Genomic DNA, 11,998 nt, shown 5'->3' on the forward strand with positions numbered 1-11,998 from the left:
TCCTTTAGCGCGGCTGCAAGCGAATCGCGCCGTCGAGGCGGATCACCTCGCCATTGAGCATATCGTTTTCGATGATGTGCTGCACCAGCTTGGCGTAATCGTCGGGACGCCCCAAGCGTGACGGGAAGGGCACCATGGCCGCCAGCGCGTCTTGCACTGCTTGCGGCATGCCAAACAGCATCGGTGTACCAAAGATGCCCGGTGCGATCGTCATGTGGCGGATGCCGAGTTTGGCGAGGTCGCGCGCAATCGGCAGCGTCATGCCGACCACACCACCCTTGGACGCGGCATAGGCCGCTTGGCCGATTTGCCCTTCGAACGCGGCCACCGACGCGGTGGAGACGATGACACCGCGCTCACCGGTGGGCTCGGGTTCGTTGGCACTCATGGCGTGCGCGGCAAGCCGGATCATGTTGAACGTGCCCACCAGGTTGACCTGGATGACCTTGTTGAACAGCGCCAGCGGGTGCGGGCCGTTTTTACCGACCGTTTTTTCCGCCGGGGCGATGCCGGCGGAATTGACGAGCCCGCCCAGCTTGCCCAGTGCGACCGCCTGGTCGATGACGGCTTGGGCGTCGGCCTCTTGGCTGACGTCGCAACGCACATAGCTGCCGCCAATCTCGCGCGCCACCGCCTGCCCGCGCTCGTCTTGCAGGTCGGCGATGACGACGCGGCCGCCGGCGGCTGCCAGTCGGCGTGCCGTGCCTTCGCCCAGGCCCGACGCGCCGCCCGTGACCACAAATACCTTGCCCGCGATTTCCATGGCCGATCTCCTGTGTTGAATTGACGTTGACGTAAACGTCAATCATAGGCGAAAAAAGCGCCCACCAGCGGTGGGCGCGTCAAGCACCATGGGGTGCACTCTACCAGGAGTCGGTGCGCGGCCGCTCTGTATGGGAGCGGCACACGTGCATCACTTGTAGCCGGCGCGGTCGAGCATTTGCTGCACCTTGGTCAGATTTTTGGCCACGACCGCGAGCGGAATGGTCTCGCGCTTGAAAGCGTCGCCGCCGATGGCCTTGAGCGCGGGGTTGTCGATCTTGACGCCGCGCGCCGCCGGGTACTCGTTGTTGCCGTTGGCGAAGTAGTCTTGTGCAAACGGGCTGGCCAAAAATTCCATGAACTGCACCGCGGCGTCCAGGTTCTTGGTGTGGCGCGCCACGGCGGCGCCGGCGATATTGATGTGCGTGCCCGTGGTGGCCTGGTTGGGGAAGACCACGCGCACGCGCTCGATCACCGTGCGGTCTTCGGGCTTGTCGGATTTGACCAGCCGCGCCAGATAATAGCTGTTGGTCAGCGCCACACCGCACTCGCCGCTGGCCACGGCGCGGATCTGGTCGGTGTCGCCCCCTTTGGGCGGGCGCGCCATGTTGGCGACCAACCCGTTGAGCCAGGCTTGGCCTTTTTCATCCCCCAAGCGCTCGATGACGGTGGCAAACAGCGACAGGTTGTACGGGTGCGAGCCGCTGCGTGTGCACAGCAGGCCTTTGAGCTTGGGGTCGGCGAGTTGCTCGTAAGTGGCGACGTCTTCGGCCTTGACGCGCAGCGGGTCGTAGACAATGACGCGCGCCCGCGTCGAAAAGCCGGTCCAGGTTACGCCTTCGGGTGTGCGCGCGGCACGCAGCTCGGGCGGGATGGCCGCGTCGAGCTTGGCCGACCGGATGGGGCGGAACAGCCCCTGCGCGTCGGCGGCGGCCATGCGCGCGGCATCGACCAGCAGCACCACGTCGGCAGGGGAGGCGGCGCCTTCAGCACGCAGCCGCGCGACAATGCCGGCGTCGTCGCTGTCGACACGCTTGATGGCGATGCCCGTGGTGCGGGTGAAGGTGTCGTAGATGACTTCGTCACCGGGGTAGTGGCGCGCCGAGTACAGGTGCAGCACCTTGTCCTGCGCCGCGGCGATCACGGGCATGAGCAGCGGGGTGGCCAGTGTCAGGGCGGCCAGCGTGCCTTGTACGAAGCGGCGACGCAGCGGTGAAGGACGGTTCGACATGGGTAGAGCTCCTTGTGGCGATGAGGGTCTGACAGTGCATCGGCCACGGCGATCGATGCAGCCGGTGCGATGACGAGAGGGATAATACCACAAACAAGAATCATTATCGTTATGGAGAGAGAAAAGCAAACTTTTTTACCGATGCCATCTCGGCGGCAGTGGCTGGCAGGGAGCGCTGCGGCACTGGCGGCCTGGATGTTAGGCGGCTGCGCAACACCGCCCCCTCCGTCGCCACCTGCTGTTCCGGCGCCACCGCTCGAGCCGCCCCTGCGGCCGCCGCGCATCGGGTTGGCGCTGGGCGGGGGCGCGGCACGGGGGTTTGCCCACGTGGGGGTGATCCAGGTGCTCGAGCGCGAGGGCATCCGCCCCGACTTGGTGGTGGGCACGTCGGCGGGCAGCCTAGTGGCGGCGCTGTATGCGCATGGCTTGGGCGGTGCGGCGCTGGAGCGTGCAGCGCTGGAGATGGAGGAGGCGACCATCGCCGATTGGACAGTGCCGATTTTCAACCGCGGGCTGCTGCGCGGCGAGGCGCTGGCGCGCTACGTCAACCGCATGGTGCAGGGGCGGCTGATCGAGGCGATGCCGCTGCCGCTGGGCATTTTGGCCACCGACCTAGCGACGGGCCACCCGGTGCTGTTTCGGCGCGGCGACACGGGCTTGGCGGTGCGCGCCTCGAGTGCGGTGCCGGGGGTGTTTTCGCCTGTGGCCATCGCTGGTCGCACCTATGTCGATGGCGGCCTGGTGGCGCCGGTACCGGTGGAGCAGGCGCGCGAGATGGGCGCCGAGCTGGTGTTGGCGGTGGACATCTCCAGCCCTGCCGAGCCGCTGGTGCAGACCGATCCGGTGCGGGTGCTGCTGCAAACCTTCACCATCATGGGGCAGACCATCAACCGGCATGTGCTGGCGCGCGCCGACGTCGTGGTGCGCCCAGCACTCGACGGGGTGGGCAGTGCCGACTTTGCGGCGCGCCAGCGCAGCATTGCGGCTGGACGCGCGGCCATGCAGGCCGCCTTGCCCGCGCTGCGCGAGCGGCTCGTCGCGCTGCGCCAGCCGCTGCCCTCGGGCCGGGCGTAAAACGTCACCCGTTTCGCGGGCGTTTCTGCCATTGCGGCGGCACCCATGATGTCATCTCGCCGTCAATCCGGGCGCGGTTGTTGCGCTCCCTGCTAGGTTGGTCTACCATGGGCTCATTGTGGAGACGAGCGTATGAGGCCTTCGGAAGCCTTGGTCTTGAACCGTGCGGCCATTCGGCAAGTGGTCGAGTCGCACCGCGCCTGCAACGCTCGGGTGTTTGGTTCCGTCCTGCGTGGCGAGGACACCGACGGCAGCGACTTGGACATCCTGATTGATCCCACGCCGGAGACCACCCTTTTCGACATCGGAGCCATCCGTCACGAACTCAGCACGCTTCTGGGAGTGCCTGTCGATGTGCTGACGCCCAACGCACTGCCCGACCACTTCCGGGCTTCGGTGCTGGCACAGGCTCGCCCGGTATGAACCGCGATCGGCAACGCCTGGTGGACTATCTAGGGCACATCGCGCAGGCCATCGAGCGCATCGACCGCTATACCCGAGACATCGACGAGGCCGAATTTCTGAACCATGATCTGGTTCAAGACGCGGTGATTCGAAATGTCGAGATCATCGGCGAGGCCAGCAACAAGATCCTGACATACTATCCCGAATTTGCGGCTGCCCACCCGGAGCTGCCGTTGTCGTTTGCTTACCAAATGCGCAACGCCGTTGCGCACGGCTATTTCAAGGTGGACTTTGAAATCGTCTGGAGGACGATTCACCGCGATCTGCCGGGGCTGTACGAACGGGTGCGCTCGCTGGTGGACCACCCTCAGGCACCGCCGGCTGCGGACGTGGCGAAAAAAAGCCCCGCCAGCGGCGGGGCTTGAAGGGTCCCTGAATCCGATTTCGAAGAGACCCGAGGAGACAACTCGTGACAATGGCCCCGGGCGTCAGCCCGCGCTGCTGCTGCGGCGCGGGCGCGCCGGTGCCTTGGCGGGGGCGGCCGCCGTGGTGTTCGCGTGCAGGTGTTGCTGGGCCTGCTCGGCGGCCTGGTGAAACTGCTGGGCCGCCAGCTCGTTGGCCTGCCGCACGGCTTGCTGGATGGTTTCCATGGCCGAGGTGGCGGCGTTGACCGCGTTGCGCATGGCCTCGACGGCGGCTTCGGTGCCAGCCGGGGCATTCTTGGCGATGTTGTCCATCACCGCCTGCGCCTTGTGCTGCACGTCGGCGGCGTTGTGCTCGGCCAGTTCGGTGAAGGCACTGCTGGTGCTGGCGGCGATGTCATACAGCTGGCGGCTGTAGGCGATGGCTTTTTCGGCCAACGGCTGCAGTAGCGCGGCCTGGCGCTGCAGCAGTTCTTGTGCATCTTTGGCCGACAGCAGGGCCTGCGTCTGATCGGCGGAGTCGCGCAGCGCGGCACGGGTGGCTTGCAGGTTGAGTTCGACCAGCTTTTCGACCCCCTCGAACGCCTTGCGGGTCAGCCCGAAGAGCATGTCGATGTTGGCCTTGTGGGCGGCCGCCAGTTGTTCTGGGGTCAGCATGGTTTCCTCCGAAAGTGGGTGACTGCTTTTGCTGCGCTGCAGCATGCGTTGATTATCACGCATTGCAGGCACCTTGGCAATCCCCCTGTGTGAGGCTAGTGCTTGTGTCGATGATGAATGTCCGGAAAATGCGGATGTCGGTGCGTGATGGCCTGGTGCCGATGCACATGCACATGGGGCTCTCGCCCATCCCAGGCAAAGGCATGTTCATGCTGGTGGTGCTCGTCGTGGACATGGGCATGGCTGTGTTCTAGTGGCTCATGTGTGTGTTCGTGTTCGTGTCGCTCGGTCAGGTGCAGCCAGATGCCCAAAACCATCAACCCGCACGCTACCCAGAACCCGGGTCCAACCGATTCGCCCAACCACCACAATGACACCAAAGCGCCAATGAACGGTGCCACGGAGAAATACGCACCGGCGCGGGCGGTACCCAGGCCTCTGAGCGCAAGCACAAACAACACCAGGCTGATGCCATAGCCCAACAGCCCCACCACCATCGCAGCCAGCACGCCGGGTAGCGTGGGCCAAAGCGTACCCAGGGCCATGGCCGCAGTGACGTTCACACAACCGGCCACAAGCCCCTTGCTGCCCGCGATGAACAACGCATCGGATGCGGATACCTTGCGCGTGAGGTTGTTGTCGATGGCCCAACACAGGCAGGCCAGCACGATCAGCCCCGCGCTCCAGTTCATTCCGGTCTCTGCCGCCCCTTGGGCTGGCCACGACAGAATCAAGCCGCCTGCCACGATGGCCATCATGCCCGCCACCACCCGTCGATCGGCATTTTCCTTGAAGATCACCCAGGCCAAAACGGCAGTGAGCACCGTTTCAAGATTGAGCAGCAAAGAGGCCGTGGCCGCGGCTGTGTGCTGCAGGCCTAGCATCAGGGCTACGGGACCCAACACACCTCCAAACAAGATCGCGCCTGCCAGCCACGGCCAATCGTCCGGTCGCATTCCGGTGGTATGCCAGCCTTGGTCACGCCACAGCCGCGCGGCCATCAAGCCAATACCGCTGCCCAGGTAAAGCAGCCCACCCAGCAAAACTGGCGACACCGACCCCAGTAATAGTTTGGCGAATGGCGTGCTCAAACCGAACAGGACTGCCGCGCCGAGCGCGAACCAAATACTGGCTTTCATGGGGTTGGGGAGAGTTTGCGCAACGGTACGCTGTCGTGAGTATTCCACACGCCGGGCGCGCACTGGCAGCCATCTCCCCGCGGGCGGATGCCGGCGGATCTTCCTGGCACACTTGGCGTCATGCAGGTGTTTTATGCCACGCAGTTCGTGTTGCCGCTGCCCGCGGGTCACCGCTTTCCGATGGCCAAGTACGCGCTGCTGCGCGACGTGTTGGCCCGCGAGCCGGACATCCGGCTGCGGCTGGCCGAGCCGGCCAGTGACGGCGAGCTGGCGCTGGCGCACACGCCTGCGTACGTCGATGCCGTCGTGCACGGCGCGCTGAGCGCGGCGCAGCAGCGCGAGATCGGATTTCCGTGGAGCCCGGCGATGGTCGAGCGCGCACGCCGTTCTGTGGGGGCGACGGTGCAGGCGTTTCGCGTCGCGCTGGCGGGCGAGGGAGTGGCGGCCAATATCGCGGGCGGCACCCACCATGCCTATCCAGACAAGGGCAGTGGGTTTTGCGTCTTCAACGACGTGGCGGTGGCGGCCCGCCTGTTGCAGGCGGAGTGGGCGCGGCGGGGCGCAGCCCAGCGTGCGCGGCCGCTGCGTGTGGCCATCATCGACCTGGATGTGCATCAGGGCAACGGCACGGCGCGCATCTTCCGCGACGACCCGTCGGTCTTCACGCTGTCGCTGCACGGGGCGCGCAATTTTCCGTTTCGCAAGGAGCCCAGTGACTGTGATGTCGAACTGCCCGACGGCTGCGGCGATGCCGAGTATTTGGAAGCGCTGGAGTGGGCACTGGGCGAGCTGGAGCGGCGCTTCGCCGCAGACGCGGTGTTGTACCTGGCGGGGGCCGATCCGCACGAGGGCGATCGGCTGGGCCGCCTGAAGCTGACCGACGACGGTATGGAGGCGCGCGACCGGCGCGTGTTCGAGTGGGCGTGGCAGCGCCGATTGCCGCTGGCGATGGTCATGGCGGGCGGCTACGGGCACGACATCGCCACCACGGTGCGCGTGCAGTGCAACACCTACCGTGTCGCACTCGCGTACTGGCGGCGCTGGCGGGCGATGGCAGAATCGGGCGAGACCCGTCGACAACAGGAGTATTCCCCGTGACGCATGGCAGCACTGCCACTGAACGGCCCCAGCCTTTGCCCCGATCCCATTACCGCGCCTGGGTGCCCATTGGCACGCGCTGGGCGGACAACGACATTTACGGCCACGTCAACAACGTGGTGTACTACAGTTGGTTCGACACGGCGGTCAACGGTTACTTGATCGGCCGCGGGGCGCTAGACATCCATGTGGGGGACGTGATCGGGCTGGTGGTCGAGACGCAGTGTCACTACTTTGCGTCGCTGGCGTTTCCGCAGCCCGTGGAGGCGGGGCTGCGCGTGGCGCACATCGGCCGATCCAGTGTGCGTTACGAGGTCGGCATCTTTGCCACGGGCGCCGACACCTGCGCCGCGCGGGGGCACTTCGTGCACGTGTACGTGGATCGCGTCAGCCGGCGTCCAGTGCCGGCGCTGCCCGCCGCGCTGCGTCGCGTTTTGGAGGAATTGCAATGAACGCTTCAGTACCCGCTGCGTCGGGGGTCGCCCAAGGCGAACCAGAAATCGCGCTGCCGCGGCTGGAGCTCGATCCGCTGCGTGCGGCGGCGCGCGCCATCGACCCCGCGCAGGTGGAGGCGGCCATCGTCGGGCGGCGTTCGGTGCGCGCCTTTTTGCCGCGGCCGGTGCCGCGGCCGCTGATCGAGCGGCTGCTGCAAGTGGCGGCGCGCGCGCCATCGGGCACCAACACCCAGCCGTGGAAGGTCTATGTGCTGCAGGGCCGTGCGCGCGACACGCTGGTCGAGCAGGTGTGCGCCGCGCACGATGCGATCCGTGCCAACCCGGCGCTGGCGGCCGACTATCAGGAGGCCTATGACTACTACCCCAGCCAGTGGGTTAGCCCCTACATCGACCGCCGCCGCGAAAACGGCTGGGGGCTGTACGGGCTGCTGGGCATCGGCAAGGGCGACAAGGACAAGATGCACGCGCAGCACCAGCGCAACTTTCGCTTCTTCGACGCGCCGGTGGGGCTGATGGTGACGATCGACACCGTGATGGGACGCGGCTCGCTCGTGGACACGGGCATGTTTTTGCAAAACCTGATGATCGCCGCGCGCGCGCACGGGCTGGATACCTGCCCGCAGGCGGCCTGGAATGCCTATGCCCGCATCATCCTGCCGCACATCGGCGCCAGCGAGCACGAGATGCTGGTGTGCGGGATGTCGCTCGGCTATGCCGACCCGGACGCGCTGGTCAACCGGTTTGTCACCCCGCGCGAGCCGATCGAGCGCTTCGTGACCTGGGTGGAGTAAGTGCGATGGACGGACATCCGTGCGCATCGGCAAGCGGCGGCCGACCCGCAGTATTGGTGGCGCGGGCGGTCTTTCCCGAGGCCGTCGAGCGCCTGCGCCAGCACTTCGACGTCGAGGACAACCCCACGGACGAAGAGTGGCCGCGCGAGGCGTTGATCCGTCGCCTGCAGGGCAAGGCCGGTGTGCTGCTGACGGGCACCCAGCGCGTCGATGACGCGCTGCTGCGCGCCTGCCCCGCGCTGCGCATCGCGGCCAACATGACGGTGGGCTATAACAACTTCGACGTCGAGGCGATGGATGCGCACGGTGTGGTGGGCACCAACACGCCAGGCGTGCTGACCGAGACCACGGCCGACTTTGGCTTTGCGCTGCTGCTGGCCGCGGCGCGGCGCGTTACCGAGAGCGAGCGCTTTTTGCGCGCCGGGCAGTGGACGCGCTGGTCATACGATTTTTTCGTCGGCGCCGAGGTACACGGCACGACGCTAGGCATTTTGGGCATGGGCCGCATCGGGCAGGCGATCGCGCGCCGGGGCGCGCACGGCTTTGGCATGCGCGTGCTCTACCACAACCGGCACCGGCTGGATGCAGCGGTGGAGGGGGCGTGCCGCGCCACCTGGGTGGACAAGGACACGCTGCTGCGCGAGTCGGACCACTTGGTGCTGGTGCTGCCCTATACACCGCAGAGTCACCACACCATCGGTGCGGCGGAGCTGGCGCGCATGAAGCCCAGCGCCGTGCTGGTCAACCTGGCGCGCGGCGGCATCGTGGATGATGCGGCGCTGGCCGAGGCGCTGCGCGAGCGCCGCATCGCCGCCGCGGGGCTGGACGTGTTCGAGGGCGAGCCGACGGTGCACCCGGGGTTGCTTTCGGTGCCCAACGTGGTGCTCACGCCCCACATCGCCAGCGCCACGCTGCGCACGCGACGCGCCATGGTCGATCTGGCGGTGGACAATCTGATTGCGTATCTGACAGAAGGGCGGGCGCTGACGCCGGTGAACCAGCCGCCCGCGCCGCGCGCGTGACCTGGCGTGCCGGGGGGCTGGCGCACTTGCCTACAATCCGGGGCGTCATTCATCCTGCGGTGGTCGCCCTTCGGGGGTGCCCGCCCGTGCCTTGAGTCCATGCGATGACTCTGCTGTTGATCGTTTTTTTGCCCCTGCTGTTGGGGACTGCGCTGACGGGGGTGCTCGGCGGGCGCTCGCGTCGTGCCGCGGCGCTGGCCGCCGCCGCCGTCACCGTCGGCAGTCTGGTGTTGCTGCTGCTGCAGGCCCCGGCCGCCTGGAGCGGGGTGGGGGAGCGGGCATTTTTCCCTTGGGTGCCCGAGATCGGCCTGCACCTGAGCCTGCGGCTGGACGGGCTGTCGTTGATGTTCGCCGGGCTGATCACGGCCATCGGCCTGCTGATCATCCTGTACGCCAGTTACTACCTGTCGCCACAGGACTCGGCGGCCAAGTTCTACGCGCTGCTGATGCTGTTCATGGCCGCCATGCTGGGCGTGGTGCTGTCGGACAACCTGCTGGTGCTGGTCGTGTTCTGGGAGCTGACCAGTGTGTCGTCCTTTTTGCTGGTGGGCTACTGGAGCCATCGGCCCGATGCGCGCAGCGGTGCGCGCCAGGCGCTGGCCGTCACGGGTGGCGGTGGGCTGGCGATGCTGGGTGGCTTTGTGCTGCTTGGGCTGATCGCGGGCACCTTCGAGATCAGCGAGATGACGGGGCGCGCGGCGGAGATCCAGGCCGATCCACTGTTCCTGCCGGCGCTGCTGTTGATTTTGCTGGGCGCGTTCACCAAGAGCGCGCAGTTTCCGTTCCACTTCTGGCTGCCCGACGCGATGGCGGCGCCCACACCGGTGTCGGCGTACCTGCACTCGGCCACCATGGTCAAGGCAGGCGTTTTTTTGCTGATGCGGCTGCACCCGGTGCTGGCGGGGTCGGGCTGGTTCGAGGCGATCGTGACCACGGTGGGGGCGGTGACGCTGCTGTTTGCGGCCTTCATCGCCCTGTTCAAGCATGATCTCAAGGGGCTGCTGGCGTATTCGACGGTCAGCCACCTGGGGCTGGTGACGTGTCTGGTGGGGCTGGGCTCGCCGCTGGCGGCGGTGGCGGCGGTGTTTCACGTGCTCAACCATGCAACGTTCAAAGCCTCGCTGTTCATGGTGGCGGGCATCGTGGACCACGAGACGCACTCGCGCGATATGCGTCAGCTCGGGGGCCTGTGGGCCTTCATGCCGTGGACGGGGGCGCTGGCGCTGGTGGCCGCCGCCGCCATGGCGGGGGTGCCGCTGACGAATGGCTTTTTGTCGAAAGAAATGTTTTTTGCCGAGGCCGTGACGGCGGCGACATCGCCGTGGGGCGCGCTGCTGCCCGTGGTGGTGACGCTGGCCGGGGCGTTCAGCGTGGCGTATTCGCTGCGGCTGGTGCACGATACCTTCTTCAACGGCCCGCTGGGCGAAGTGCCCAACGCCCACCCGCACGAGCCGCCGCTGGGCATGAAGCTGCCCGTGGCGCTGCTGGTGCTGCTGTGCCTGCTGGTGGGGGTGCTGCCGGCGCTGGTGGCCGGGCCGCTCGTCGATGTCGCCGCCCGCGCCATGGTGGGGGGCGCGTTGCCAGCGTATCACCTGTCTTTGTGGCACGGGTTCAATGTACCGCTGCTGATGAGCGCGCTGGCGCTCGTCGGTGGGGTGGCGCTGTACGCGGCGCTGGTGCGGGGGCGGCGCCTGCACCGCATCGTGTCGGAAGACTGGTTTGGCCGCTGGACGGGGCGTGCGCTGTTCGAGTCGGCCGTGGACGCGCTGTTCGGTGTCGCTGGACGCCTGACGGTGGCGCTGGAAAACGGCTCGCTGCAGCGCTACCTGGTGTGGTTGTTGGGGGCGGCCATCGTGGTGGCGGCCGCGCCATTGGTGGGGCAGCCCATCGGCACGGGTGGGCGCACGCCGTTGGATGCCAACGTGCTGGCCGTGGTGGTGTGGCTGTTGCTCGCGGCGACATGTATCGCCTTGGTGCTGACCCACCACCAGCGCTTCCTGGCCGTGGTGCTGGTGGGGGTCGTGGGGTTGGTGACGTCGCTGACCTTCGTCAGCCTGTCGGCGCCCGATCTGGCGTTGACGCAGCTGTCGGTGGAGCTGGTGTCGACCGTGCTGTTGCTCATTGGGCTGGCGCTGCTGCCCCAGTACACGCCGCGCGAGTCGTCGGCCAACCGCCGGCTGCGCGACGCGGCACTGGCGCTGGCTGCGGGCGCTGGTATCGCCTGGATCGCCTGGGTGATGCTCACGCGCGATCACGCCTCCATCGCCTGGTACTTTTTGGAGCAGTCGCTGCCCAAGGGCGGTGGCAGCAACGTGGTCAACGTGATCCTGGTCGATTTCCGCGGCTACGACACCTTTGGCGAGATCACCGTGCTGGCCATCGCGGCCATCGGCGTGCTGGCACTGATGGAGGGCATGCGCGTGCACCGCCCGCCGGTCGACGAACAGGGGCGGCGCTGGACGTTTGCGCAGCATCCCTTGCTGTTGCGGGTGGCGGCGTCGGTGGTGTTGCCGGTGGCCTTGGTGGTGGCGCTCTACATCTTCATGCGTGGCCACAACATGCCGGGCGGGGGCTTCATCGCGGGCCTGGTGACGGCGGTGGCCATCGTGCTGCAATACATGGCGATGGGGCAAGGTCCCGCCGAAGCGCTGTTGCGTGCCCAGGGCGGACGGCGTTACGTGCGCTGGATCGGATCGGGGCTTGCCATCGCGGGGTTGACGGGGGCGGGGGCCTTCGTTTTTGGTCGGCCATTCCTGACCAGTGCGCATGGGCACCCCTATGTTCCGCTGCTGGGTGAGCTGCCGCTGGCATCAGCCGCGCTGTTCGACCTGGGGGTGTATGCGACCGTGGTGGGCGCCACGTTGTTGACGATCTCCGTCCTCGGGGCGGCGAGCGTCGACGGGCCCCAGTCGGCCGACGGACACCAGGAGCAACGCTCATGA

At 67.0% G+C, this 11,998-nt stretch carries 12 protein-coding genes; 8 read left to right on the plus strand and 4 right to left on the minus strand.

All coding sequences use genetic code 11. The annotated features are described in order from the left end of the window. Positions 1-4: 4 nt before the first annotated feature. The gene (locus tag ACPYIS_RS09325; protein ID WP_424894582.1) at positions 5-763 is read right to left on the minus strand and encodes a 3-hydroxyacyl-CoA dehydrogenase; all 759 of its coding nucleotides are present in this window, start codon (positions 761-763) and stop codon (positions 5-7) included. A 150-nt stretch (positions 764-913) separates the two neighbouring features. Beyond that, positions 914-1,993, minus strand: coding sequence for an extracellular solute-binding protein (locus tag ACPYIS_RS09330; protein ID WP_424894583.1), 1,080 nt, complete (start codon positions 1,991-1,993; stop codon positions 914-916). A gap of 141 nt (positions 1,994-2,134) precedes the next feature. Between ACPYIS_RS09330 and ACPYIS_RS09335 the strand changes: the two genes are divergently transcribed. From ACPYIS_RS09335 to ACPYIS_RS09345, 3 genes are all read left to right on the plus strand, one after another. Continuing rightward, positions 2,135-3,067, plus strand: a complete 933-nt coding sequence (locus ACPYIS_RS09335) for a patatin-like phospholipase family protein (RefSeq protein WP_424859462.1) — start codon at positions 2,135-2,137, stop codon at positions 3,065-3,067. 132 nt (positions 3,068-3,199) lie between these two features. Continuing rightward, entirely contained in the window at positions 3,200-3,490 is a 291-nt protein-coding gene (locus ACPYIS_RS09340) for a nucleotidyltransferase family protein (protein WP_299019526.1), read from the plus strand. Next, positions 3,487-3,897 (plus strand): HepT-like ribonuclease domain-containing protein, encoded by a 411-nt coding sequence (locus ACPYIS_RS09345; RefSeq protein ID WP_299019525.1) that lies wholly within the window; start codon positions 3,487-3,489, stop codon positions 3,895-3,897. Before ACPYIS_RS09340 ends, ACPYIS_RS09345 begins: the two co-directional genes overlap by 4 nt. 63 nt (positions 3,898-3,960) lie before the next feature. Here the strand turns inward: ACPYIS_RS09345 and phaP are convergent, their stop codons facing one another. Together phaP and ACPYIS_RS09355 are read right to left on the minus strand one after the other, a co-directional pair. Further along, a complete protein-coding gene (gene phaP, locus ACPYIS_RS09350) occupies positions 3,961-4,551 on the minus strand; it encodes a TIGR01841 family phasin (protein WP_424894584.1) in 591 nt (196 codons plus the stop codon). A 95-nt stretch (positions 4,552-4,646) separates the two neighbouring features. Further along, complete coding sequence (locus tag ACPYIS_RS09355; protein WP_299019528.1) at positions 4,647-5,690, minus strand: DMT family transporter; 1,044 nt, start codon at positions 5,688-5,690, stop codon at positions 4,647-4,649. 120 nt (positions 5,691-5,810) lie between these two features. Here ACPYIS_RS09355 and ACPYIS_RS09360 point away from each other — a divergent pair, with 120 nt between their 5' ends. The 5 genes from ACPYIS_RS09360 to ACPYIS_RS09380 all read left to right on the plus strand — a co-directional run bounded on the left by ACPYIS_RS09360 (position 5,811) and on the right by ACPYIS_RS09380 (position 11,998). Beyond that, complete coding sequence (locus ACPYIS_RS09360) at positions 5,811-6,788, plus strand: histone deacetylase family protein (protein ID WP_424859460.1); 978 nt, start codon at positions 5,811-5,813, stop codon at positions 6,786-6,788. A gap of 35 nt (positions 6,789-6,823) precedes the next feature. Further along, a complete protein-coding gene (locus ACPYIS_RS09365; protein WP_299019522.1) occupies positions 6,824-7,240 on the plus strand; it encodes an acyl-CoA thioesterase in 417 nt (138 codons plus the stop codon). Next, a complete protein-coding gene (locus ACPYIS_RS09370; protein ID WP_424859459.1) occupies positions 7,237-8,034 on the plus strand; it encodes a nitroreductase in 798 nt (265 codons plus the stop codon). Before ACPYIS_RS09365 ends, ACPYIS_RS09370 begins: the two co-directional genes overlap by 4 nt. 5 nt (positions 8,035-8,039) lie before the next feature. Further along, positions 8,040-9,056 carry a 2-hydroxyacid dehydrogenase gene (locus ACPYIS_RS09375; protein ID WP_299019520.1) on the plus strand — a complete coding sequence of 339 codons (1,017 nt, stop codon included), beginning with the start codon at positions 8,040-8,042 and terminating at the stop codon, positions 9,054-9,056. A gap of 104 nt (positions 9,057-9,160) precedes the next feature. Then, on the plus strand, positions 9,161-11,998 hold the full coding sequence (locus ACPYIS_RS09380; RefSeq protein ID WP_299019519.1) for a monovalent cation/H+ antiporter subunit A: 2,838 nt from the start codon (positions 9,161-9,163) through the stop codon (positions 11,996-11,998).

This window comes from Tepidimonas sp. HKU78 (assembly GCF_049860815.1).
Lineage (GTDB): Bacteria > Pseudomonadota > Gammaproteobacteria > Burkholderiales > Burkholderiaceae_C > Tepidimonas.